The sequence below is a fragment of the Brevibacillus soli genome (assembly GCF_044759095.2).
Lineage (GTDB): Bacteria > Bacillota > Bacilli > Brevibacillales > Brevibacillaceae > JBIYSM02.
In genome coordinates this window covers 1-22,316 of sequence record NZ_JBIYSM020000033.1, presented here as the reverse complement: position 1 = coordinate 22,316, position 22,316 = coordinate 1, and the positions used below count along the sequence as shown (strand labels likewise).

Sequence of the window (22,316 nt, the reverse complement as noted above, 5' to 3'; positions counted from 1 at the left end):
TGCAGGAGATTGGGAGGAAGATTACCTTGTACACAAAGACAGACAAAGATAAACACATGTTGTTCACATCCATCCGTCTGATGATTTGCGTCGGACACGCCGACGGCTATATGGGGGAAAAGGAAACCAGCCGGATTTATGGCCTGGTTAACTCTGAACACTTTACACTGCGCGAACGGCAGATTCTGATGGACGACCTGGATTACCCCAAGAGTCCTGAGCTGATTGTGGCCGACATGGCAGATATGGCTCTCAGTGAAAAGCTTACCTTGTTGCGACAGCTGTACAAGATTGCTTTGGTGGACCGCAAGCTGTCGCCTGCGGAAGAGAACCAAATCCGCCGCATCGCCTGCCTGCTCGGCATATCCGACGAAAAGCAGCGACAGGTGGAAGAGTGGATTTACGAAGGGATTCAATGGCGGGAGCGCTGGAAACAAATTGTGGAAGAATAGGCACTCGCCTAGCTCTCCGCATTTGCTACGCACATACACTTATGGAGAGCAGATTATCTCCGGGGGGTTCGTTGCGTGCAGAAGCTTATTACGTTTCCGTCAAAAAAGGCGTTTTCCTTCTGTCTTGACTGCTTGAAAAAAAATGAATTGTTAAAGCTTAACACGAGGCAGTGCGGGGCGCTTCGCACCGTTATTGTCCCGGAAGACGATGTAGAAGAATTTCGCAAGCTGATTGGCAAGAACAAGTATCAAGTCTCTGAGAACGTCCAGGTACGACTGCATCGGACCGATGAAGTTCCCTGGGGTGTGGAGCGTGTCGGTGCACCGAACTACTGGAATCAGACCCAGGGCCAGGGGATCAAGGTAGCGGTGATCGACACCGGAATCTCCAGCCGGCATCCCGACCTGCGGGGGCAGGTGAAGGGAAGATTGGTCACTGCCAACGAAGGCATGGGCTATGCCCAAATGGAAGGACACGGGACTCATGTAGCCGGTACGATTGCTGCCGTTGCCAACAAAAAGGGAATTGTCGGCGTCGCTCCTGCTGTGGAGCTGTATGATATCCGCGCTTTTGGCCCGGACGGCACAGCCTCCATCGCTGACATTGTGGAAGGCATCAACTGGGCAGTCGAGAACGGGATGCACATCATCAATATGAGTTTTGGGACATCGGAAAACAACTACGCCATGCAAAACGCCATCAAACAGGCGGCTCGGGCAGGTATCATCATGGTTGCGTCTGCAGGCAACAACGGCGGGGCGCTCGAATATCCGGCCGCCTACAAAGAAGTGGTGGCAGTCGGCGCCATCGACAAGGAGAACAAGCTGGCCTCCTTCAGTTCTCGCGGAAGAGGCATGAATGTCGTCGCCCCCGGTGTGGGTATCAAATCAACCTGGACGAACGGGACCTATCGGGTGCTGGACGGCACATCCATGGCTGCAGCGCACATCTCAGGCCTGTACGCCTTGATGTTGGCGAATCAAAACAAAGGCCGCGGCCGGCAAATCCTTCGCGGTTACGGGCGTGTGTTTAAGAATGCAGGCAGGGCTCCATCCTAGGATCGGGCCCTTTTTTCTTTTTTTTGGTACAATAACGTAGAATAGCAGCGCCCACGATGAATGGAGGAACGCCAGATGCAACGAATACTTGTGACAAACGATGACGGAATTGAAGCCCAGGGCATTTTGCGCCTGGTGGAAACGCTGTTGACGCTGGACGGCGCGGAGGTATACGTGGTGGCACCCGCGGAGGAGAAAAGCGGGGTCGGGCACGGCGTTACCTATCGGACTGCACTTAATCCCACCCCCCATCCGTTTTACGGTTTGCCGGTAAAAGCCTGGGCGGTGAACGGAAACCCGGCCGATTGTGTGAAGGCAGCCTATTACCTGCTGTTCGAAGAAGGAACAAAGCCGGACATTGTCTTCTCCGGCATCAACGTGGGAACCAATCTGGGACGGGACATCTATTACTCCGGAACCTGCAGCGGCGCCCGTGAGGCGGTCATCCTGGGCGTGCCTGGTGTGGCCTTGTCGTACGACAACTGGAATGCGCAGGATGATTACGGTCAGGTAGGTGAAATCATCCGACCGCTTTTGCAAACCTTTCTCGCTCAGGCCAAACAGCAGGTACTGCCTGCCGACGTCTTTTGGAACGTGAACATTCCCCACCGCAAACCTGCGGACATTCGCGGTGTTTCCGCAGCGCCCTTGTCGCTTTCGCACTACGAGGACAAGTACCATTTTGAGGACGAGGGCTACTGGCTGCAGCGGGAATATCCGGAGGGGCTGAATCAGGAAGCGGCAGACGATTACCATCAGCTGAAGCGGGGCTATATTACCGTTACCCCGGTTCACATCGACTCGACGGACCGGACGCTTTTGGATCAGGTGGCAAATTGGTCTGTGGTGAAGGGCTGGGGGAAAGTATGAGCCAGTTTCGTCCGCAGATTTCCCCTGATTCCTCGCTTGCTTCCCCTTCCGCGGAAACACTGGGAGAGGTGCTGGATCGCGACCGCTTTGCGGACCTGTACCGGCTGGTCGAAGGGGAAGGTCTGCCTTATTTTGCCAGAGTAAACGGGGAGGGAGGGGTCGAGCTTTTTCTCGTCTTTGAAAGCGTAGACGCCTTCAGTGAATCGACCCGTGATGCGGTATCCGTGGAGTTCAAAACGTATCGGAACCACCTGCTGGCCATTATCTGGACGTTGACAGATCCGCTCAACCCCCTCGGCTTTCCCTTGAAGTTCGACATCAAAAAAGCGGAGGACCGCTACATGGCGCTGCAGGTACTGGAGCAGCCGGAGACGCCGCTCCACTACTTCGCTTTTGAGGATGGTCGGATCACCCACATTTATACGGAAGCGATCACCTTTACCCCGGGAGAAGCGGCGCGGGCAGAAGGATACATACGCCACCTGTACGACGGCACAGAGGAGGCTCTCCCGCAGGAGGCGGAGGTACGGGAAGAGGCCATTGCATCGATCCCGGCGACAGCGCTGGCAGACGAGACACTGACTGCAGAAGGCGTTGCGTACATCCTCCGTTACGGTCGTATGCGGGAGAAGCTCGGAGAGGACAAGGCTCAGCAGCTGTTGATGAGCACCATTCAGCAGGCGGTCTGGGTCATGCGCCGCCATTCCCGCAGCGAAGTGCGTTCCTCCTCCTTTACCGTCTGGGCGGCGGAGCTGGGAGAGCTTTTGTATCTGTTTGTCACGCCCGGCCTGTTTGATCTGTTTGAGGTGGTTCACACTTCGGAGGACGAGGCCAACCCGTTCACCCGATTCCTGTTCGCTCTCCCCGAGTTTGTGGAAACGCAGGAAGGAGTGCCGCTGTCGATCGGTGCCTACCCGATTCTGCGCTACGAATCCGGGAAACTGTACCATCTTGAGCTGGATGAAGAGACACAGCGTCATTTGGCTGCGCTTCACGCTCGCACTTTATCTCACTTATCCAACCCCTATTGCTGAAACATTCTGACTTAACCAAAGTGAGGAATGTTTGCTCCTTCGCGAAAATATGGTAAAACTAGTCAACTTTCAACAAAGGAAACGACAAGCGAAAATCCGAATAGGAAGGGACAGAACCATTGACTGGGAGAGGTGACGAGGATGTACTCTGTTCAACCCTATCTGTTTGAAGTTGTTTCCAACCACGCCCGTTGTTTTCAAGCGGAGGTAGACCAACTGGCCAAACGTTTCTCGCTGCGGATCGAGGGCGGATTCCCTTCGCTGGAGCTTCACGTACATCCGCACTTTCAGGCGCTCCTGGACTACACCTTGTGGGGAGAGGCAGGTGTTGTGGCCATCCGCGGCAAACTGCAGTTTCAGAATGAACAGATCTCGCAGTGTGAACCGTTCCCCGTAAGCATGAAATTTTCATTGTCCTACGATCCCGGACTGGACATTGAGAGCAAGAAGCAGCGCATTGAAGAAATCTTTTCCGGGGACGTCGACCTCTTCTGGAACATCCCGCCGGCCGGACATGTGGGCCACGTGGAACTGTCTTTGTCGTTTGTTTATCGACCGGAATCCGGCGACCTGTACGAATACACCCGCTTCGTACTGGGAATTCTAACCGGTAAGGTCTTGGCAGCGTGACAATGTCCACCAAAACCACGAGTGAAAAAGTGACGGCTCCCCGACCTCGGAGGGCCTTTTTTCATCCCCGTCCGGATCATATGAGCAAGGAGGCAACCTAACGACATGCGCTTGTTTGTGGCACTGGACATCCCGGATGATGCGGTAGAATACCTCGGCAGTATCCAACGCGCATTGCGGCAGCTTGTCCGGGCAGATCGCTGGCAGCCGCTTCATAATCTGCATTTGACGCTCCATTTTCTCGGCGAGGTGGAGGAAGCTTTCCTGCCGCGACTGCAGGAAGATCTGGACATCGTCAGCACCATCATCGAACCGTTTACCCTGGAACTGGGGCACTTCGGCGCCTTTCCGCATCCGCAAAAACCTCGCGTGCTCTGGTTGGGATTGCGCGGGCAAATCAAGGCGCTTCAACAGCTCCATATGCTGTTGGGCAAGCGATTTGACCTTCATCCCGGTCTCAGCTACGACAAACGGGAGTATCGTCCGCACATCACGCTGGCCCGCGGCCCGCATGCGGGGGAGGACGGTCTTCCTCTGTACGAGTGGAATGAACGTTTCCTCATCGAGCAGCCGCCGCAGTGGCGAGTAGGGAGGGTACACCTGTATCGTTCGGAGCTTCAGCCAAAAGGAGCGATTCACACCGTAATTCACACCGGTGTGTTTGGTAAAGGTGGAAAGGAATGACCTCCTGGTGAATAGACTGATAAAGAAGAGGTGCGTTTCACCAGACCCGCAGCGGGTAAAAAAGAGAAGAGGTCATTTTGCCGGAAAGCGGTGGAAAATTCATGGGTGAGTTTACTACCGGAGTTCTATACCCACGCAAGTATGAGCCGAAGGTGCTGAATGCGCTGCCCAAATCCCGACAGCCCTACTTTCACAAAAACGTGAACAGTGAGTGGAACGCGTTCTTTCTGCAGGACGAGTGGATTGAGACAGCACAGACGCTGCATTTTTTGCTTCAGCTTTCCAGCCAGTGCGTACCGCTTCTCTGGTTTCACGACTCAGAAGACAGCGGATGGGGGTTTCGGCTGTTTGACGGTGGGTACGAGGTATCATCGGCAACGATCAGCTACTCCCTGGAAGTGGAGATGGCGGAGTCGGAGTTTGCCCTTCTGTATCCCGATATCGATCTGATCGAAGAGATTGTGGAAAACGATGAGGTGCGCCAGCAGTACGAAGACATTCTGGACCGGGTTGTCCACTCGGAGTACTATCGGCAGGAAGTGTTGAAGGGACTCAAACGCTTTCGTCCTCACTGCTTTGGGCGTTTCGTCGGCCCCAAACAGGTGCAGCAGCTTCGTTCCCTGTTTGATCTTCAGCTTTTGACCGACATCGACGAGGATACGGGCGGTTCGCTGCTGTACGACTCTGTCGATCTGTTTAAAGAGATTCTTGGAATCGAAGAAATGATGTGGGTCAACTACTCCTATCTGGCGAGCGGCGGTCGGGAGTAAAAAAACTTTCCTTCACGGAAAAAAACCAACCGCGTAGAGCTCATTCTACGCGGTCGGTCTCGTTTGGGTTATTTTTTCCACGGGGCAAAAATCTCATCCAGATCGAGCAATAGAATCAGTTTGTCATCCATTCTCGCTATGCCACTCAGGTACTTGCCCTCTACTCCGGCCACGATCGGCGGAGCGGGTTCAATCTGCTTGCGCGAGAGCCGGATTACCTCTGACACCGCGTCCACGACTACACCGATGCTCAGACTGTCCATTTGCAGATCGACAAAACGGCTGTCGTCTGTCAGCGGCAGCGGTTCCAGACCGAACAGTTTGCGCAGATTGATAATCGGCAAAATCCGTCCCCTCAGGTCAATTACGCCTTCGACAAACGGAGGCGATTTGGGGAACTTGGTAATCGGAAGCGGCTTGATAATTTCCTTTACCAGCGAAATCGGCAGGCCGTAGTACTCGTTCCCCATCTTGAACAGGATGGATTGGACCGTATCCCCTTCCAATTCCCATTGGGCCCCTCCGTAGTGCTTTAATGTCTCCATCATGAGTCCTCCCCGATAACGTTCTTCCTTGTTTCCTATACCCGTATTTTACCATGGACAAACAGCAGGAGAGAGATTTTCGAACAACGTGCAAAAGTCCATTCTACGCGGTTGGTCAGGCCTCTTTATACGGGAATGACGCCGATCGATACCAAGACGACCAGGGCAAGACTGACTCCGAAACTGACAAAGACATTGCGGCTGATGGCCATCGCCACCAGACAGACGACGCCGGCCACGAGGAACAGCGGTTGGAAGACAAGCTGTCCGTTCTGCACGAACAGCGACGGAAAGATCAATGCTGCGAAAATGCCTACCGGGATAAACGTCAGACCGTTTTTCAATCGAGGGGATAGCAATCGGCTGGGCAAGCGCAGAAAAGCGCGGCGGGTCAGATAAGTGACGGCCGCCATACCTAGATACAACAACAGGATCTTCACGCTGATTCCACCTCCTGTTTCCCTTTCGGCTGCGCCTCAACCTGATCATCCGAATCGGGCGCAGGCTGCGCATACCCGATGGCAAAGGCAACCAGACCGGCTGCCAGCAGGTGCAGACCGCTGGGCAGCACCAACGCCAGACCCACGGCAAGTGCGCCGCAGAGCAAAAAGGCAGCGATCCGAATCGGCGAGATCAACTGGTAGTAGGCCAGGGCGAGAAACATGGCGGTAAAGCTAAAGCCAAGACCAAGCGAAGCAGGATCCGGGATCCATTGGCCTGCCGCTGTTCCAAGTAAAGTACCGCCGCACCACCCGACATAGAGCGAGAGGCTGACCGCCGCGATGTAGCGGATGTCGCTTTCATGGTGGCGGAAGCGGTTCAGGGTGATGGCATACTGCTCATCCGTGAGAAAAAACGCCAGGGTGTTCACGGACAGGGGAGAGAATCGCTGGTAGTGCGGCGACATGGACAGCCCCATCAAAAAATGGCGTGAATTCAACAAAAAGGTCGCCAACACGATCGCCCACATGCCGGCCTGCTCCGACAGCATGGAGAGGGCGGTGAACTGGGCAGAACCAGCGTAGACGATCAATGACATGGCGACGCTTTCCCACGGGCTTAGTCCGGTTTGCAGGGAGAGCATGCCAAAAATGGCTCCGAATAAAACGATGCTGACGGTAATCGGCAGCGCGTCGATCACTCCCTGACGCCAGGAGGGGAGATGAGAACTCTTCATACAAGGTGCTCCTTTCGCGATTCCAGGACGTGAGCGAGCAGAGCCATGCCCCGCTCAATCTGCTCCGGCCGTTCGTGGGTAAAACAGAGACGGATAAAGCGCTGTTCCGCCTCCCGCAGGAGAAACATGTCGCCGCAGGTAAAGGAAACGCCTAGTGACCTGCACTCCTGCATGAGCTTGCGGGTGTTGATTTCCTCGGGCATGCATACCCAAAAGTAGAAACCGCCCTCCGGCTTCTCGTATGTTACGCCGTACGGTTGCAAGGCGGCCAGGTGCTTCTCCATGATGTCAGCCTGCTCCGTGTACGCCAGCCGGGCTTTGGCCAGATGGGGAGCAAGAGCCTGATCCCGCAGGTAGGTAGCCAGAGCCTGCTGCCCCAGCATGTTGGTTGTGATGGACAACTCCTTCATGCGGGTCATAAGCTGCGCAAACGGACGGCTGGCTGCCACCCATCCGACCCGCAGTCCCGGAAACAGCATCTTGGAAAAGGTGTTCAGATAGATGACGTTGCCGCTCTGATCCAGTGACTTTAGTGGCGGAGGGGGTTCCTGTGCCAAATGAAGGTGGCGGTAGGCGTCGTCTTCCACGATCGGCAGGCGATAGCGATCGCTTAACGCCAGCAGTTGTTTTCGCCGGGCGAGCGAAAGCGTGTACCCTGTCGGATTGTGAAACGTCGGCACGGTGTAGATGAAGCGCGGTTGATAGCGCGCCAACACACCTTCCAGCACGTCAATGCGCATGCCTTCCTCATCCAGGGGAATAGGGATCACCTGCATGCCAAGCGATTGAAACAGCTGAAGCGACCCAAAATAGGTTGGCATTTCGGTGACGATCCAATCGCCCGGCTTTGCCAGCAGGGTGGCGATAAAATAGAGTCCTTCCTGGGAGCCGCTGGTGACCACTACCTGGTCAGGAGACGAGATTTGCTCCATGTTCATCAACTTGACGATCTCTTCCCTCAGCTGGGGGTGTCCCTGAACAGAGGCAAAATAGTAGGAGCCCAACTTTTCCGCCGCTGCCTTCACATAATCGATAAATCCGGAGGAGGCGAGAGTATGCTTCCCTCCGTGTCCTTGTGCAAAGTTGATTGTATTGGGGTACGTGTCACCCACGGACAGCAGATCCGCCATATGAGAGGGATAGGCGTTCAGGCTTTCGTAGGCATAACTGGTGTTCCAGTCGTAACGGGAACAGGAGGCGGATGGCGGTACTGCTTCCACGTATCGGCCGCTGCCCATTCGTCCGGCAACAAATCCCTCTGCTTCCAATTCACTGTAGGCCCGCACAACGGTGTTTCTGCTTACCCCCAGCTGCTCCGCCAGTTTTCGTTCCGGCGGAAGAGAGGATCCAATTGGGAGCTCGCCGCTTAATATTTGGTAGCGAAGTTGATTGTACACTTTGTTGTAAATTGGTTTACGCCCCATAATGTCGCCTCTTTTTGCAATATTGTTCTTTTTCTCACTATACGCCGAGGAGGCTATAAATAAAAGAGCCAATTTCTTTTCTCAAAAAAGCCAACAGACCAGCCGCTATCACATGCTGCTGGTCTGTTTGAGGAGATGAATCAAGGCTCGCGCAGGTCATTCAGGGCGATTCCTTGCTCCAACGCAAATTCAAAGTCGTCAATATCGTAAAACTGAACGGGCACGACGTATTCCAAAATCCGATCCTGCCAATCCGTCTGATCCGTAATCAACGGCGTTTCAAATCGCATGGCGGTGAGCAGAAGCTGTGTCTCTACGGGATCGAAAAGCTCTCCCCACATTGCGTTGTCTTCTACTTTTACCACTCGCAGAGTCACCCCGTTCTGGAAGGGGAACGTCACGGACGACCAGGGGGCAATCAAGCTTTTTTCCAGACGCTTTCGATTAAACGGATCGGAAAAGAACTCGATCATGTCCCGCATGATTTTGCGGACATGCTTGTCGTCGGCAGGATCAGGCATGATCGGTTCAGGGCTGTGGTAGAACTCGTCCAATTCGTAGATTGTCGACATTGGGATCAGGTATTCAACCGGTTCTGCAGGAGCCATCAATTCCCCGTAGATGGCCAGCATGATGGCTTCGATGACGAACTGTTTCGGCATTTCGACAACCCTCCTCGTTACCATCATACTGAAATCCCTTGTTGACAACAACCCCGGACGAGCATAGGATAATACTTGTTTTCCGATTCGTCAAAAAAAGAAGACACCATACTGGGCAGGGGGTTATCAGAATTGTTTGAAACCGAATTTCTTTCAGCCTTATTCCTCATCATCATGATTAATATTGTTTTGAGCGGAGACAACGCGGTCGTCATCGCCATCGCCTGTCGAAAGCTGCCGACAGAGCATCGCAAGAAAGCGATTCTCTGGGGAACTTTCCTCGCCGTCATCGTGCGCGTTATCGCGACCGTGTTGGCAGCGTACCTGCTGAAGATTCCGTATCTCTACCTGATCGGGGGAATCGTCCTCGTCTGGATCAGCTACAAGCTGTTGTTGGATGACGACAGCGAAGACAAAATTGACTCCAGTGAAAACCTGATACACGCAGTCAAAACGATCGTCATCGCTGACATCATGATGGGCCTCGACAACGTATTGGCCATTGCCGGAGCAGCCAACGGAGATCTTACCCTGATCATTCTCGGTTTGATTATCAGCATCCCGATCATGATCTTCGGAAGTCAGCTGATCTTGAAAGCAATGGAACGGTTCCCGTGGATCCTGTATGTTGGCGCCGCGGTGTTGGCATGGGCAGCAGCAAAAATGATTCTGCACGAAAAAGTGGTAGCGGCCCTGGTAGCCGGCAGCAGCTGGCTCGAGACTGCTTTCAAAGTGTTGATTGTTGCGGGTGTCCTTCTCGCAGGAATCTGGCAGCAAAAACGCAGCAGGAAGGAAGACCATTCCGTATCCAGCGAAAAGTACGTCAGCTAATCAAAAAAAGCTGAGGCAAAAAGATGCCTCAGCTTTTTTCTTTTGGTTACCAGATTACATCGTTTTGACGATCGTCACGTTAACGAAATGCTTGTGTTTCAACTCCATTTCATAAGGAGCGGCGGGCGCGGAGCCGTCCGGTTCGGCGATAATGCGGATGGTGGGCCGGCTGACCGCAAGAGGATCGATCGCGGAAACCACGCCGACATGCCCGGTACTTAACTGGACGGTGGAGGCTACCGGGTAAATCGCCACATGATTGAGGAACAGCTTGACCAGGTCCAGGTCGAAGAAGCTGTTGCCTGCAGCAAACAGAAATTCCGTCGCTTCGTTTGGCGTATAGCTTTTGCGAAACGGACGGGGCGAAATCAGGGCGTCAAACACGTCGGCAATCGCCACGATCTGCGCATACTCATGGATCTGTTTGTCCGCCAACTGCCGGGGATAGCCCGTGCCGTCGAAACGCTCGTGGTGCTGCAGGGCGCAGTGGGCGGAAAGCAGGGAGACGTTGTGCTGGTTGCGCAACAGGTTAAAGCCGTCCTCGGTGTGATAGCGAATTCGCTTGCGCTCTTCATCGCTAAGCTCTCCGCGCTTGTTCCACAGCTCTTTCGGCAGCTGTGTCATTCCGATGTCAAACAGCAGGGCTCCGACGCCCAGTTCCAGCAGCTGGCTGTGGTTGTACCCCCTGGCAATGCCGACGATACCCGCCAGCACGGCCACATTTACCGCATGGTGAAAAAAGTATCCGTCCATCACGTGCAGATGGCTGAGATTGACGAGGATGTCCCCGCGGCTGCTCAAATCAACCATGATATCGCCGAACACTTTTTGAAAGGTCGTGCCCAGATCCGGTACGGAAGTCCGGCGCTGTACCTGCGGTTGATCCATCAGGGTGGTCATGGTTTTGTAGACAGACTCGACGGCGTGCTTGCGTGTCTCATCACGGATGACATCCTCGGGAATGATATCTGCCGTATGCTTGTCCTCGATGTAGACGGTATCAATTCCCATGGCCACAAGCCGATCAATGTATCGCTGGGTGAGTTCCATTCCGCTTCCCAGAAGTACGTTGCCGTTTTCCTGAAAGATGGTTTTCGCAATGACGTCTCCCGGCTTGACCGAATGGATGTGCAATTTCCTCACGCTAACCGCCCTGCCTTCTGACTGAATATTCTAAAGGGAAATTATAACACGAAAAGTTTGCCTGGTAGGCAAACTTTTTTTCTGGTGAGGAAATTATTCAGCTGTAGCGCTGCGGTCGGATCGTGTGAACCAGCGGAACGGATTAAGAGACCAGCGCGGCTGGTGGCGAATCATGCGTTCCTTGCGGCGGGTCAACCGCTGCTGCATCAAATCCATTTCAAACGTCACACGGCGCATCTCCAAGCGCAGGGATTCCTGCCTCTCTTCGATATCAGCGATCTTTTGCAGGATTGTGGACTGCATCTGGTAAAGAGAGGAGAGCTGCGTCAGCTCCTGCTGGAATTGAACCAGGGTTTCCTGTACCGTCAATTCCACTTCGTGAAAGGCGGAGTTCAACGAGGCTTGTCCCGTCAGGGCGATGGACTGCTCGTCCGCGCTGGCGGCTTCATCCTGGAGAAGCATGTCAGCCGGCAATTTTCCCTCATCAATCAACTGCTTTTGGATTTCTCGAAGCGAGCTGTTCCCCGCGTCCTTGCGTTCTTTTACCTCTCTCAACAGCTCAAAGCCCGTCTCGCTGATCAGGTAGTGACCCTGCGGATTTTTCAACCGCTCCTGCATCGGCACAAACAGGTCCAGCCAGTTTCGCAGCGTGCGAACATGAACGTTCAGACGATCAGCCACTTCCTTCGAAGCCATCCACACTTGAATTTCCATCCCGAATCACTCCTTGTCCACCATTCAGGTATTCCCGGTGAGCTCATTATAGCACCATTTTTTCCCGGAAAAAGGAAATCGACAAAGGTTCTAAAAACTAGTGTGTTTTCGGGATTTTTGGACAATTTTTCCTGTTGCAGCATGAAGGACGAGCGGGGGAAAAGCCTCTCATATTGCAGGGGACAGGCGCGTAGAATGGAAGGGATGTGGGTACAGACTTACCGGGAGAAAAGAGGGCTTGTCTCATGCAACCTGACGTTCTGTTCGTTTTGCTGTTGGCCGCTGCCGCCAGCAGTGTTGGCGGACTGCTGCTCTGTCTGCGCCGCTGGTCGGAAGAATCCCTGTTCGCCATGATCAGCGCCAGTGGAGGATTGCTTCTCGCTATCACCCTGTTGGATTTGCTGCCGCACAGCATCGGCGGTGACCATCACGACCTGACGCCGTTTGTCCTGCTCGGCTTTGCCGCGATGTTCGTCCTTGAACAAATTGGCCACAGCGGAAGAAGCGTGGGTGCCACCAGTGTGATCGGCGTCCTTTCCGGATTTTTGCTTCACGCCTATGTCGAGGGCGTGTCATTGATAGCCAGTTTCCGGCTGGACTCTACTCTCGGGCTTTCTGTCCTGCTTGCGCTGCTGCTTCATAAAATACCGGACGGGGTTACTGTGGCATCGCTCATTCTGGCCGCCACAAAAAGCAGGGTCAAAGCGTTCTTTGGGGCATCTGCCCTGGGAGTTGCGACGCTTGTCGGAGCCTCCAGCGTAGAGCTGGTCGAGACCATGCTTCCGCCCATCTGGTCACCCGTCATGATTGCGGTAACGACCGGAGTGTTTTTGTACGTATCCGCAAGCCATCTCGTGCCGTTGATTCAACATGCCAAACGGGCGCAGCTCGGTGTCTACTTCTTCGCGGCCATGCTGTCCTACATGCTGATCACTACCTTTTTGCACGGAAAGCTGCACGTTCATGTATAGAACGGCCCCGATCCTGTCAGGCTAATAATGAATGCCATGCCTTTCATGCAGATCAACGGGAAAGGAGCGAATGGACGTGGCAGCAAGAGAACAAGACTTGAGGCCGGCGGAAGAGCCTGTGCACATGCAGGCGGAATTCCCGGTTGCAGGAACTTCGCTCAATCCGGTGGAAGAAACCTGGGCGTTTGACTACAACGCGGCGGCCGCTCCCCAGGATGAGCTGGCCCGTGCCATGCAGCAGGGCGAGTAGGGGTGAATCGTGTTCACCTCCTTTTTCTCGTTTTTCCTTCCTTTCTGCTCGATAGAGGGGACAAGATAGTATATAATGGCAAGGGAAAACCTAGCAAAAGGGGGCTGAACCATAATGAATACCTTACTGCAGCTGGACGGAAAAAACATCGTGATTATGGGAGTTGCCAACCACCGGAGCATTGCCTGGGGAATTGCCCAGTCATTGGCAAAGGCGGGGGCCAACCTGATCTTTACCTATCAGGGAGAGCGTCTGCGCGAAAACGTGGCAGAGCTTGCTGCGACGTTGAGTGACGAGCCGATCCTGATCAACTGCGACGTAACCAAAGACGAAGAAGTGGAAGCGGCCTTTGCCCAGATCAAGGAAAAAGTAGGCGTCATTCACGGTATCGCGCACTGCATTGCCTTTGCCAAAACGGAAGAGCTGGAGGGCGAATTCGTCAACACCTCCCGCGACGGTTTTGCGCTGGCACAGGATATCAGCGCCTACTCGCTCGTAGCGGTAGCACGGGCAGCCCGCCCACTGATGACCGAGGGCGGCAGTATTGTGACCCTCACGTACCTTGGCGGTGAACGCGTCGTGCCTAACTACAACGTCATGGGGGTAGCCAAGGCGGCCCTGGATGCGAGCATGCGCTATCTGGCGAGCGACCTCGGCAAGGACAACATCCGCGTCAACGCAATCTCCGCAGGTCCGATCCGCACACTGGCCGCAAAAGGCATACGCAACTTCAATGCCATCTTGAAGGAAATCGAAGAAAAAGCGCCGCTTCGCCGCACGATCGACCAATCCGACGTGGGCGACACCGCACTCTTCCTGTTCAGCCACCTGTCCCGTGGCATCACAGGTGAAATCCTCCATGTGGATGCGGGCTACAGCATTATGGGCCGCTAAACTGGTCTTCACCATTCGCCATGCATAAAAGGCTCCTTTCCTCGGCACGCTAGCAAGAGAATCTGCCGAAGAAGGGAGCCTGTTTTTAGTTGGGGCCCCCTAAAAGTAATCGGAATGAACTTCGGAGCTTCGCGTCACTTTTTGGGGGTGTTCGTATGTTTCCGTTGATTACCTGCATGGAGGAACTGATGATCTACATGGGCCGGATGGACCTGTTACCGCCCCATTTCGGCGACGAAGCGGGACGGTCTGGTTTTTCGTCCGAAACGCTCCTGGGGAATCCCGATGGAGAGAGTGTGACGGGCACGCGTGATGGCTACGTAGAGTAGGCGCCGTTCTTCTTCAAGTGCGGACCAACCCCGTTTTCGCACTTCGTCCAGCGCATATTCATGCGGCAGTGCGCCTTCCACCAGGTCAGGCAGGAAGACGTGATCGAACTCCAGGCCTTTGGCCCGATGAATACTGAGTACATGTACCGCCTCACCGGAGAGTGGCTGTTGTTTGCGCCACTCTTTTTCTTTTTGGCTCATGTCCTCCATGTGCCGCAAAAAGGCTTCCACCGTCGCATGGCGCTTGGCGGCTGCAAGCAGCTGCTGCAGTTCGTCGCTACCGCGCTCGTGAGCGGTGTCAGAGCGTTCCTTTCTGCGCTTTTTCAGATATTCCCGCAGTCGACAGTCCTCGTAAATCAGCTCCAGCGCCTGGACCGGCGTGCAATTCCGGCACTCGGTCAGGATATCCACTACTTTTTGCAGGTGTTTACGCTGGTACACCTTCCACTGAGGCAGTTTCGGCAGGACGTGCAGGATGGGAACGTCGTCCAAAATGGCCTGGCTCCTCAGGGTGTTCCACGTCTCCTGGGAAATATAGAGGGTCGGCAGGATTTCCTTCAGGGCGGCAGAGTCGTCATGATGGAGGGAGAGCCTCAGATACCCGAGCACCCAGCGAACCGTCTGCCGGTCGTAAAACGATTCCTCCTCCTGAGTAAAGTGAAAGGGGATCCGTGCTTCCGTCAACCGCTCCAGAATGGGTCGAGCCGATTCGTGTGTGCGATACAGGATGGCAAATTCGCCGCAGGACGCTCCCAACTTCAATTGGTGAGTGATTTCGTCAACAATCCGGGACGCTTGTTCTTCCTCGTCATCCGGGTAGAAGAGGTAGGTTTCCCCCTCTTCCTGGTGAAAGGTTTTGCACGCTTTGTTCCATCGGGTTCGATTGTTGCCGATCAGCGAGTAGCCCAGTCCGACGATGGAGGAGCGGGAGCGGTAGTTGACTTCCAGCGTAATCGTCTGCGCGTCGGGAAAGTCGGCGGTGAAGCCGAGTATGTATTGCGGATCGCTTCCGCGGAATCCGTAGATGGACTGGTCATCGTCGCCAATGACGCAAAGGTTGTTCTGGGGAGCGGCCAGGAGTTTCACCGTCTCGTACTGAATGCGGTTGATGTCCTGAAACTCGTCAATCATCACGTAGCGAATCCGCTCCTGGTAGCGGGTGCGAATCGCTTCGTGTTCCCGCAGCAGCTCGTAACAGCCGATCAGCATGTCGTCAAAATCGAACCAGCCGTGCTTTCGTTTGGCCGCTTCGTAAAGAGGGTACAACTGCTGTGCATGCTTTTCCACCTCGCTCTTCAGATCCCGCTCGATCATCTCGTGAGGAAGGAGATACTCGTTTTTCCAGCGGCTGATTACCCCGAGTGCCTCTTCCACCTCGCCCTCCTTCAGAGCGAGGAGCTCCTCATGTCCGGCCAGCGCACCTGTCTCGCGCAACAGCCGCCACTTTTGCCAATCCTTTTTTAACAAACGGCCTTGCTCCCAGCGCTCCGGCTGGTGGTGTAACAGCATCCGGTAAAAAATGCTGTGAAAAGTCCCGGCAACCAGCTCGCGTGCCTGCCGGGCAGGAAGCTGCTGGCCAATCCGCTGCTTGATTTCCTCCGCAGCTTTGGTGGTAAAGGTAACGACCATGATGGTGCGCGGGTCGACACCTCTGTCGCGGATCAGGTAGGCGGTGCGAGCCGTCATCACCCGCGTCTTGCCGCTGCCGGCCCCGGCGAGGATTAACAGCGGCCCCTCTGTTGTCAAAACGGCCTGCTTCTGCGCGGGATGGAGCGGCTCCGCCTGTTTTTCACTCAGGTGCTGAATCGTTTGTTTCGGCACCAAACGCTTCCGGTACAAGGGCGGATCTGCGGGAGGGGTGGAGTCAGTGTCTGTGATCGCCCGTTTTTTGGGCAGACGAAAGGAACCGATCTTGACCGCTTCTTCTTCCGATTCAACAGCCGCTGCCGCTTCTGCCGAAGCCGCGGCGAGCCATTCATCAGGCGGCTGGTCGAGCTCTTTCCAGGCGCATTCGCTGTTTTCCGGATGGGCAAAATAGGGCTCAAAGCTGATGCCGGCCATCAGGCGGAGCGGAGCCTGGCAGGCGGGACAGCGCAGATGATCTCCCTCGGAACGCCATGCGGCGATGCGATTGTAGGTAGCGGGTGTAAGCAGGATTGTCTGGTCGTTCAGTTGGGCAAATTTCATCACGTACACCTCGGAAAGAAGAAATGCCCCCTCAACAGGGAGGGGACACTTATGGTTTTACTGGTTTTCTTACTGGGCGTGCATCAGCACGTCCTCGTTGTCGGCCGGTTCGTCCTCGCCAACGTGGGTAATGCCTACCCGCGTGATGCGGTGATTTTCCAGCTCGGTAATGGTGAAGAGGTAGTTCTGGTATTTGACTGATCGCCCTTCCGCCACTTCTTCGTTCAACTGGCTGTACAGCCAGCCGGCGATCGTGTCTACCTCGTCAGAGTAGATTTCAATCGGAATATAATCATTAAGCTCGGTCAAAAGTGTTTTGCCCGAGACGGACAATTCGTTGTTGGAGCTTTCGATTTCCGGTCGCTCGTTCTCATCAAATTCGTCCTGAATGTCGCCGACGATCTCTTCCAAAATGTCTTCCATCGTAATGAGACCGGCAGTGCCGCCGTACTCGTCGATGACGATGGCCAACTGCGAACGGCGCTTTTGCATCAGCCGAAGCACGTGGCTGATCTCCATCGATTCCGGAACGGTCAGGAGCGGACGAAGAAAATCCTTCAGGTCTGCTTTTCCCTTGGTTAGAGCGGAGAGGTAGAAGTCTGTCGTATGCACGAAGCCGATCAGACGGTCCTTGTCCTCGTGTGCCACCGGAAAGCGGGAGTGACGCGACTCGCGCATGATTTCCAGGTTTTCCTCAAACGTGTTGTCATCGTAAAGGCAAACCATGTCAATCCGCGGAATCATGATCTCGCGGGCAAGCCGCTCGGAAAATTCAAAGACGTTGTCCACGAGGGCCAGCTCTGTCTGGTCGATATGGCCGCTCTTGTGGCTCTGGTTCACGAGCAGGCGAATCTCTTCTTCGGTGTGGGCGGACTCTTCTTCTGTCGCCGGTTCTACACCTAAGCGTCTAATGAAGAAGTTTGCTGCACCGTTCAAAAGCCAGATCAGCGGGTAGCTGAGCTTGTAGAAAACCATCAGCGGTGCGGCCGTCCACAGCGAGGTGGTTTCCGCTTTTTGAATGGCCAGAGATTTGGGTGCCAGCTCACCAAAGACAATGTGCAGGAACGTAATGATCCCAAATGCGATGGCAAACGAGATCGGGCTCACCAGATAGTGGGGCATTTCCAATTGTACAAATAATGGTTCGACAAAATGGGCGATTGCCGGTTCACCAACCCAACCCAGTCCCAGCGAGGCAAGAGTAATGCCCAACTGACACGCAGACAGGTACGCATCAAGCTGCTGTGTCACCTTCTGGGCGTATTTGGCACTGCTGTTCCCCTCGTTTACCAGTTGGACCAGCCGGGTTTGGCGTACTTTTACCAACGAAAACTCTGCTGCAACGAAGAAGCCGTTCAAAAAGACCAAAAACAGGACGAGCAGCAGGTTCAGCGTAACCTCCCCTATCGGACCTATCGAACTCTCCAAGCAGGTCTCCATCCTTTCAAGGATCGAAAGGAGGAGAATTCACCTCCACGTATATGTTGTTGTTATGGATAAATGTACGATCACACCCTCCCAAACATTCGTCAAGGCCTGGCCTGACGAGCTGTTTTTTCTGAAAAAAGGGCGAATATACATTTACGGTTACCGTCTAGTATACCAGCAAAAAAACCAAACAGTCAAAACCATCCGATTCGCTGGTACATTTCGCGGAAGGACAATCCGTGAAGAAGGGAACAGGAATGAAATGGAGAAGATAATGGGAAATGAAAGGAAAAGAGGGAAACCCAATGTCCCATCTTCAACCGGAAATGATTACGAGTCGCGTCGGGTATTTTCCCGGGAGCGTCAACGTCGGCGTGGTGCTGGGAGAGAGCGGAGCCATCCTGGTCGATTCGGGGCTTGACGCGCAGACGGCAAAAAAAATCAAGAAAGGGTTGGACGCGATGGCCCAACCCCTGGTTGCTATTGTCCAAACGCATGCCCACGCCGATCACTTCGGCGGCAATGCCTACCTGCTCGGCTGTTGGCCGGACGCGCTGGTGTACGCGCCGCCGCTGGAGGAAGCGATTATCCGCTGTCCGCTTCTGGAGCCGATCTATCTCGGCATGGGAGCGCAGCCTCTCCCGGAGCTGAGGAACAAATTCCTGCTTGCAGAAGCGTCAAGGGTCGACCGGATTCTGCCGACGGAGGGTAAAGTCGAGATCGATGGCGTGTCGTTCACGATCCTCTCCTTGCCCGGTCATAGCTGGCAGCAGGTCGGGCTGGTGTGCGACGACATCTGCTTCGCCGCGGACAGCTACTTTGGCGAGGAGACGCTGGAGAAGCACAAGCTGCCGTTTCTCATCGACGCGCACGAGACGATCCTAAGCCTCGTCAAGCTGGTGGAGACCAACTACACCGGATACCTGCCGGGGCATGGGCCGTACACGACTGCCGTCGAACCGATTCTCACCCGAAACATTCACGGTCACCGACGGTTAATGGACATGATCGAATCGATTCTCGCCGAGGAACGGACCCTGGAACAGGGGCTGGCCCTTCTGTGCGAGCGCTTGCAGTTATCCCTGGAAAACATGACGGGTTACGTGCTCTACCGCACGGCGTTTATGGGATATCTCGTCGGACTGTTGAGGGAAGAGCGGATCCGTTACCGGTTTGCGGCAAACCAGCTGCTGTGGAGCAAAATAGAGTAGGTTACGAAAGCGAAGGAGACGCACAGAGATAGTCGGCGATTTCCGCCAGCTTGTGTTCGGCCGCATCACGTATGGCTTTGGGGATGATGAAGTCTTCCGCAGGGTTGTGCATGTAGAACTTGGCTTCGAGGTAAGGCTGGCCGAATCTGACGGTCAATTCGCCTTTGCCGGAGGAACTGTGCGTAAAGTTGGTAGGGATGCGCAGAAAATAAGAGGTGCTCGTCGCGGAGTCGTACATGACGACGTCGTAGGTGGGCGTATGTTCCCCGCCAGCGCGATGAAAGCCCTGCTGCCTCAGCATCTTGTCGACAAACGACAGCGGTTGTACTACGCCGGTGAGGGTTTTGCTTTTCAACTGCATGGGCATCCTCCTTGCTTTTTATGAAAAGTGGCTTTCTCCCATCATATGAGGGCCCCTGTGCTTTCAGAATTACACGCAGAAAAGAAAGAGGTGCGTCAATCGTGACGAAACGAGCAGATTTACATACGCATACGCGAGCGTCGGACGGGACCTGCACGCCGGCGGAGAACGTCCGGATTGCAAAAGAGGCGGGACTGGCCGCCGTCGCCATTACCGATCACGACATCATCGCAGGCATCGGGGAAGCGTTGGAAGCGGCGAAGGAATACGACATCGAGGTCATTCCCGGCGTGGAAATAAGCTCGGCCGCCAACGGCCAGGACATCCACGTATTGGGCTATTTCATCCCGCACGAGTCGGAGGCGTTTGGGCAAAAGCTCTATGACCTGCGGGAAACGCGGTACAAACGACACCAGATGCTGATCGCCAAACTGAACGAATTGGGCATTCCGATCACACTGGAAAGCGTCTACCGCCGCAAGCAGGGAGAGACGGACAAAAACATCGGCCGGCCCCACATCGCGGAGGAGCTGATGGAGATGGGCGTCGTCCAATCGATTGCCGAAGCGTTTGACAAGTATCTGGGCAAAGGGGGAGCGGCCTATGTCAACCCGCCGCGTATCACTCCCCAACAGGCCATTGCATTGATCCAGGAAACGGGCGGTGTGGCCGTTCTGGCCCATCCCGGCTTGTACGACGACGACGAGCTGGTGAAGGACCTGATCGCCCACGGCCTGGACGGCCTGGAGATCTGGCACCCCGACAACGACGAAGAGGATCGCGCCCGCTATTCCAGGCTGGCGGAGGAGCACGGACTGGTCATGACGGGCGGCTCCGACTTCCACGGCTGGCGGGGAGAAGAGCCATTCCACGCCATGCTCGGTTCGTCCACCGCGCCGATGGAAGCCGTGGAGCGGATGAGGGAGATTGCGGAAAAAAGAAAACGGACATAACGCACAGAAAAGCCCCAGTCCATCTGAGTAATGGCGGACTGGGGTCTTTTTTCCGGTGCAGGAACGTTTTTTAACTCAACGTTTTCTCCATCGCGATATGCTCTATGCCGGCTTCTTCAAACACGTCGCCAACCGGCGTGTATCCCAGTTTTTCGTAGAAGCGCTGCGCGTGGGTCTGGGCGTTCAGCTTCAGCTTTCGGTAACCGCGCAGGCGGGCGGTCTCTTCCATCATCAGCATGATTTGCCGACCCAAACCGGTTCCCCGCTCGCTACCCAGCACGGCCACACGCTCCACCTTTCCGATGCCCGGCGCATAGCTGCGCAGGCGGCTTGCTCCCACAGGCTTGTCTCCTGCATAAGCAACGAAGTGAAGGGTGGACGGGTCATCGCCGTCGTGCTCGTCGATCTCCAGATCTTCCGGCACCTGCTGCTCCTCAATAAACACCATCCGACGCACCGACATCGCGTCCGCTTTTTCCTGCTCGTTTTGAACGATATGGATCTGGTACACCTGGTTCATCATGGTTCATCCTTTCACCCTGAAATGCAAATACCCCTCCCTGGTAAAGGGAGGGCTTTTGTTTATTAAAAAGAGGTTTTATTTTTTCAACAGGAAGGTCTGATACACGCTCCAGATGCCGTCCTCCAGCTGATAAACCAGATGGAATCGGTCGATCTCGGAAGACAGATCAAGCTTCACCATGCTCAACTGACCGGTAACGTCGCGCAGCTCGTCATCGGAGAGATCGCGGCCGATGGTCAGATGCGGCACGTAGGCGTACGTCTCTTTTTCGTTGACGCAGTGCTCCACGATTTTGTGATGGAGACGCTCAAACGGCTCCTTGTTTTGCACGGCAAAAAAGATCACGTTGTTGGTCGGATGGAACGTGGACACGCGGTGAAAATGTGCCGTGAAGCTTTCCGTCGAGCCGGCCACCTGCTCCAGGTGGGAAACGAGCTTCGGCAGTTCGGATTCCTCAAGGTCAAACGCCTCTTTCAGGCGGATGTACGGCGGAATCAGGGCATAAGTCGGGTCGTAGCGTTTACGGTAGGAGTTGGCTACTTCTTGGACTTTGCTGGATGGAAAAACAACGATACTGTACTTCATAAGAATCCCTCCTTACTTACTCCATCACAATGCTATCTGTCTATTTTACCAGAAAATTCTCCACTTGTGTAATCTTGCGCGGCAACTCGTATATTCCATCCTGCTCGGGACAGACTGTAAAGAGTAGGGAGGTGTGTTTACATGAAAGTTGCCCTGATGATTACCTTTATTTTTCTTGTGTTGTTGACGCTGTCATTCCTCACGTTCTCCCTCTTGACCGCCATCCGCAAGGCAGAATTTGAGGAAGCGGTTTCCTCACCCGTGAGAGACGAGACCAACCAGGAAGAATAACCACGGTAAGTTTACCCAAAAAAGGTGCGCAGCATGCGCGGCAGGTTCGCCTGCCAATAGCCCCACGTGTGGTCACCCGCAAAGGTCTCATAGGCCAGGGTGACCTTTTTTGGTATATCAGAATTTATAACATTGGGACATCGAATACAGCCACAAGAAAAGTGTTCGGGGCCCCAGCCGACACCAGCGTTAGCTAGTTACTCCTGAAAAAATCGTTTTTTGGCAGAAGCATCTCATTGTGGTGAATCTCAGGGGGCTACTGTGTAACTGTATCCGTTAATCGTTGCTTATTTGGCCATTTGGGCTGCTCTTCTGAGGTTATGAGCCCAGATTCCGAA

At 54.6% G+C, this 22,316-nt stretch carries 26 protein-coding genes; 14 read left to right on the top strand and 12 right to left on the bottom strand.

Annotation, left to right across the window (positions count from 1 at the left end; translation table 11 throughout):
- Nucleotides 1-20 precede the first annotated feature (20 nt).
- The 7 genes from ACE99V_RS14200 (at nucleotide 21) to ACE99V_RS14170 (ending at nucleotide 5,499) form a co-directional block, all read left to right on the top strand.
- On the top strand, nucleotides 21-452 hold the full coding sequence (locus ACE99V_RS14200; protein ID WP_400491852.1) for a tellurite resistance TerB family protein: 432 nt from the start codon (nucleotides 21-23) through the stop codon (nucleotides 450-452).
- A 75-nt stretch (nucleotides 453-527) separates the two neighbouring features.
- A complete protein-coding gene (locus ACE99V_RS14195) occupies nucleotides 528-1,511 on the top strand; it encodes a S8 family peptidase (protein WP_400491800.1) in 984 nt (327 codons plus the stop codon).
- 75 nt (nucleotides 1,512-1,586) lie between these two features.
- Complete coding sequence (gene surE, locus ACE99V_RS14190; protein WP_400491798.1) at nucleotides 1,587-2,381, top strand: 5'/3'-nucleotidase SurE; 795 nt, start codon at nucleotides 1,587-1,589, stop codon at nucleotides 2,379-2,381.
- Nucleotides 2,378-3,415 carry a hypothetical protein gene (locus ACE99V_RS14185; protein WP_400491796.1) on the top strand — a complete coding sequence of 346 codons (1,038 nt, stop codon included), beginning with the start codon at nucleotides 2,378-2,380 and terminating at the stop codon, nucleotides 3,413-3,415. Before surE ends, ACE99V_RS14185 begins: the two co-directional genes overlap by 4 nt.
- Before the next feature lie 141 nt (nucleotides 3,416-3,556).
- On the top strand, nucleotides 3,557-4,045 hold the full coding sequence (locus tag ACE99V_RS14180; RefSeq protein WP_400491794.1) for a hypothetical protein: 489 nt from the start codon (nucleotides 3,557-3,559) through the stop codon (nucleotides 4,043-4,045).
- 105 nt (nucleotides 4,046-4,150) lie between these two features.
- On the top strand, nucleotides 4,151-4,729 hold the full coding sequence (gene thpR / locus ACE99V_RS14175; protein WP_400491792.1) for an RNA 2',3'-cyclic phosphodiesterase: 579 nt from the start codon (nucleotides 4,151-4,153) through the stop codon (nucleotides 4,727-4,729).
- Between the two features lie 101 nt (nucleotides 4,730-4,830).
- Entirely contained in the window at nucleotides 4,831-5,499 is a 669-nt protein-coding gene (locus ACE99V_RS14170; RefSeq protein ID WP_400491790.1) for a hypothetical protein, read from the top strand.
- A gap of 68 nt (nucleotides 5,500-5,567) precedes the next feature.
- On the opposite strand, the gene ACE99V_RS14165 is transcribed toward ACE99V_RS14170, so the two are convergent.
- From ACE99V_RS14165 to ACE99V_RS14145, 5 genes are all read right to left on the bottom strand, one after another.
- Nucleotides 5,568-6,044, bottom strand: coding sequence for a chemotaxis protein CheW (locus ACE99V_RS14165; protein WP_400491850.1), 477 nt, complete (start codon nucleotides 6,042-6,044; stop codon nucleotides 5,568-5,570).
- Nucleotides 6,045-6,169: 125 nt separating this feature from the next.
- A complete protein-coding gene (locus tag ACE99V_RS14160) occupies nucleotides 6,170-6,484 on the bottom strand; it encodes an AzlD domain-containing protein (protein WP_400491788.1) in 315 nt (104 codons plus the stop codon).
- The gene (locus ACE99V_RS14155) at nucleotides 6,481-7,221 is read right to left on the bottom strand and encodes an AzlC family ABC transporter permease (RefSeq protein WP_400491786.1); all 741 of its coding nucleotides are present in this window, start codon (nucleotides 7,219-7,221) and stop codon (nucleotides 6,481-6,483) included. The genes ACE99V_RS14160 and ACE99V_RS14155 overlap by 4 nt, the downstream gene beginning before the upstream one ends.
- On the bottom strand, nucleotides 7,218-8,645 hold the full coding sequence (gene pdxR / locus ACE99V_RS14150; RefSeq protein WP_400491784.1) for a MocR-like pyridoxine biosynthesis transcription factor PdxR: 1,428 nt from the start codon (nucleotides 8,643-8,645) through the stop codon (nucleotides 7,218-7,220). Before pdxR ends, ACE99V_RS14155 begins: the two co-directional genes overlap by 4 nt.
- A 140-nt stretch (nucleotides 8,646-8,785) precedes the next feature.
- Nucleotides 8,786-9,307, bottom strand: coding sequence for an ADP-heptose synthase (locus ACE99V_RS14145; RefSeq protein WP_400491782.1), 522 nt, complete (start codon nucleotides 9,305-9,307; stop codon nucleotides 8,786-8,788).
- Between the two features lie 132 nt (nucleotides 9,308-9,439).
- Between ACE99V_RS14145 and ACE99V_RS14140 the strand changes: the two genes are divergently transcribed.
- Nucleotides 9,440-10,138, top strand: coding sequence for a TerC family protein (locus tag ACE99V_RS14140; RefSeq protein ID WP_400491780.1), 699 nt, complete (start codon nucleotides 9,440-9,442; stop codon nucleotides 10,136-10,138).
- A gap of 54 nt (nucleotides 10,139-10,192) precedes the next feature.
- Here ACE99V_RS14140 and ACE99V_RS14135 read toward each other — a convergent pair whose 3' ends face one another.
- Together ACE99V_RS14135 and ACE99V_RS14130 are read right to left on the bottom strand one after the other, a co-directional pair.
- Complete coding sequence (locus ACE99V_RS14135) at nucleotides 10,193-11,281, bottom strand: HD-GYP domain-containing protein (RefSeq protein WP_400491778.1); 1,089 nt, start codon at nucleotides 11,279-11,281, stop codon at nucleotides 10,193-10,195.
- 93 nt (nucleotides 11,282-11,374) lie between these two features.
- Nucleotides 11,375-11,995 (bottom strand): MerR family transcriptional regulator, encoded by a 621-nt coding sequence (locus ACE99V_RS14130; protein WP_400491776.1) that lies wholly within the window; start codon nucleotides 11,993-11,995, stop codon nucleotides 11,375-11,377.
- Nucleotides 11,996-12,240: 245 nt separating this feature from the next.
- Here ACE99V_RS14130 and ACE99V_RS14125 point away from each other — a divergent pair, with 245 nt between their 5' ends.
- The 3 genes from ACE99V_RS14125 (at nucleotide 12,241) to fabI (ending at nucleotide 14,110) form a co-directional block, all read left to right on the top strand.
- The gene (locus ACE99V_RS14125; protein ID WP_400491774.1) at nucleotides 12,241-12,966 is read left to right on the top strand and encodes a ZIP family metal transporter; all 726 of its coding nucleotides are present in this window, start codon (nucleotides 12,241-12,243) and stop codon (nucleotides 12,964-12,966) included.
- A gap of 76 nt (nucleotides 12,967-13,042) precedes the next feature.
- Entirely contained in the window at nucleotides 13,043-13,216 is a 174-nt protein-coding gene (locus ACE99V_RS14120) for a hypothetical protein (protein ID WP_400491772.1), read from the top strand.
- Nucleotides 13,217-13,330: 114 nt separating this feature from the next.
- Nucleotides 13,331-14,110, top strand: a complete 780-nt coding sequence (gene fabI / locus ACE99V_RS14115) for an enoyl-ACP reductase FabI (RefSeq protein ID WP_400491770.1) — start codon at nucleotides 13,331-13,333, stop codon at nucleotides 14,108-14,110.
- Nucleotides 14,111-14,325: 215 nt separating this feature from the next.
- On the opposite strand, the gene ACE99V_RS14110 is transcribed toward fabI, so the two are convergent.
- Nucleotides 14,326-16,626, bottom strand: coding sequence for a UvrD-helicase domain-containing protein (locus ACE99V_RS14110; RefSeq protein ID WP_400491768.1), 2,301 nt, complete (start codon nucleotides 16,624-16,626; stop codon nucleotides 14,326-14,328).
- 69 nt (nucleotides 16,627-16,695) lie between these two features.
- Complete coding sequence (locus ACE99V_RS14105) at nucleotides 16,696-18,066, bottom strand: hemolysin family protein (protein ID WP_400491766.1); 1,371 nt, start codon at nucleotides 18,064-18,066, stop codon at nucleotides 16,696-16,698.
- A 293-nt stretch (nucleotides 18,067-18,359) separates the two neighbouring features.
- Here ACE99V_RS14105 and ACE99V_RS14100 point away from each other — a divergent pair, with 293 nt between their 5' ends.
- Entirely contained in the window at nucleotides 18,360-19,265 is a 906-nt protein-coding gene (locus ACE99V_RS14100; protein ID WP_400491764.1) for an MBL fold metallo-hydrolase, read from the top strand.
- Nucleotide 19,266: 1 nt separating this feature from the next.
- Here ACE99V_RS14100 and ACE99V_RS14095 read toward each other — a convergent pair whose 3' ends face one another.
- Nucleotides 19,267-19,626: a hypothetical protein gene (locus ACE99V_RS14095; protein WP_400491762.1), complete on the bottom strand. Its 360-nt coding sequence runs from the start codon at nucleotides 19,624-19,626 to the stop codon at nucleotides 19,267-19,269.
- A 101-nt stretch (nucleotides 19,627-19,727) separates the two neighbouring features.
- Between ACE99V_RS14095 and ACE99V_RS14090 the strand changes: the two genes are divergently transcribed.
- Nucleotides 19,728-20,579 carry a PHP domain-containing protein gene (locus tag ACE99V_RS14090; protein ID WP_400491760.1) on the top strand — a complete coding sequence of 284 codons (852 nt, stop codon included), beginning with the start codon at nucleotides 19,728-19,730 and terminating at the stop codon, nucleotides 20,577-20,579.
- 70 nt (nucleotides 20,580-20,649) lie between these two features.
- Here the strand turns inward: ACE99V_RS14090 and ACE99V_RS14085 are convergent, their stop codons facing one another.
- Nucleotides 20,650-21,102, bottom strand: a complete 453-nt coding sequence (locus ACE99V_RS14085; RefSeq protein WP_400491758.1) for a GNAT family N-acetyltransferase — start codon at nucleotides 21,100-21,102, stop codon at nucleotides 20,650-20,652.
- A 75-nt stretch (nucleotides 21,103-21,177) separates the two neighbouring features.
- Nucleotides 21,178-21,687: a 2'-5' RNA ligase family protein gene (locus tag ACE99V_RS14080; RefSeq protein WP_400491756.1), complete on the bottom strand. Its 510-nt coding sequence runs from the start codon at nucleotides 21,685-21,687 to the stop codon at nucleotides 21,178-21,180.
- A 141-nt stretch (nucleotides 21,688-21,828) separates the two neighbouring features.
- Here ACE99V_RS14080 and ACE99V_RS14075 point away from each other — a divergent pair, with 141 nt between their 5' ends.
- Nucleotides 21,829-21,978, top strand: a complete 150-nt coding sequence (locus ACE99V_RS14075; protein ID WP_400491754.1) for a hypothetical protein — start codon at nucleotides 21,829-21,831, stop codon at nucleotides 21,976-21,978.
- Nucleotides 21,979-22,316: the final 338 nt, after the last annotated feature.

Bases quoted from the DNA above. Each gene is read 5' to 3' on its own strand.
- ACE99V_RS14110 (WP_400491768.1), bottom strand. From the start codon at position 16,626: ATGAAATTTGCCCAACTGAACGACCAGACAATCCTGCTTACACCCGCT.
- ACE99V_RS14105 (WP_400491766.1), bottom strand. From the start codon at position 18,066: ATGGAGACCTGCTTGGAGAGTTCGATAGGTCCGATAGGGGAGGTTACG.
- ACE99V_RS14125 (WP_400491774.1), top strand. From the start codon at position 12,241: ATGCAACCTGACGTTCTGTTCGTTTTGCTGTTGGCCGCTGCCGCCAGC.
- ACE99V_RS14145 (WP_400491782.1), bottom strand. From the start codon at position 9,307: ATGCCGAAACAGTTCGTCATCGAAGCCATCATGCTGGCCATCTACGGG.
- surE (WP_400491798.1), top strand. From the start codon at position 1,587: ATGCAACGAATACTTGTGACAAACGATGACGGAATTGAAGCCCAGGGC.
- ACE99V_RS14185 (WP_400491796.1), top strand. From the start codon at position 2,378: ATGAGCCAGTTTCGTCCGCAGATTTCCCCTGATTCCTCGCTTGCTTCC.
- ACE99V_RS14170 (WP_400491790.1), top strand. From the start codon at position 4,831: ATGGGTGAGTTTACTACCGGAGTTCTATACCCACGCAAGTATGAGCCG.
- ACE99V_RS14100 (WP_400491764.1), top strand. From the start codon at position 18,360: ATGTCCCATCTTCAACCGGAAATGATTACGAGTCGCGTCGGGTATTTT.
- ACE99V_RS14095 (WP_400491762.1), bottom strand. From the start codon at position 19,626: ATGCAGTTGAAAAGCAAAACCCTCACCGGCGTAGTACAACCGCTGTCG.
- thpR (WP_400491792.1), top strand. From the start codon at position 4,151: ATGCGCTTGTTTGTGGCACTGGACATCCCGGATGATGCGGTAGAATAC.
- ACE99V_RS14080 (WP_400491756.1), bottom strand. From the start codon at position 21,687: ATGAAGTACAGTATCGTTGTTTTTCCATCCAGCAAAGTCCAAGAAGTA.
- ACE99V_RS14180 (WP_400491794.1), top strand. From the start codon at position 3,557: ATGTACTCTGTTCAACCCTATCTGTTTGAAGTTGTTTCCAACCACGCC.
- ACE99V_RS14165 (WP_400491850.1), bottom strand. From the start codon at position 6,044: ATGGAGACATTAAAGCACTACGGAGGGGCCCAATGGGAATTGGAAGGG.
- ACE99V_RS14085 (WP_400491758.1), bottom strand. From the start codon at position 21,102: ATGATGAACCAGGTGTACCAGATCCATATCGTTCAAAACGAGCAGGAA.
- ACE99V_RS14075 (WP_400491754.1), top strand. From the start codon at position 21,829: ATGAAAGTTGCCCTGATGATTACCTTTATTTTTCTTGTGTTGTTGACG.
- ACE99V_RS14155 (WP_400491786.1), bottom strand. From the start codon at position 7,221: ATGAAGAGTTCTCATCTCCCCTCCTGGCGTCAGGGAGTGATCGACGCG.
- pdxR (WP_400491784.1), bottom strand. From the start codon at position 8,645: ATGGGGCGTAAACCAATTTACAACAAAGTGTACAATCAACTTCGCTAC.
- ACE99V_RS14130 (WP_400491776.1), bottom strand. From the start codon at position 11,995: ATGGAAATTCAAGTGTGGATGGCTTCGAAGGAAGTGGCTGATCGTCTG.
- fabI (WP_400491770.1), top strand. From the start codon at position 13,331: ATGAATACCTTACTGCAGCTGGACGGAAAAAACATCGTGATTATGGGA.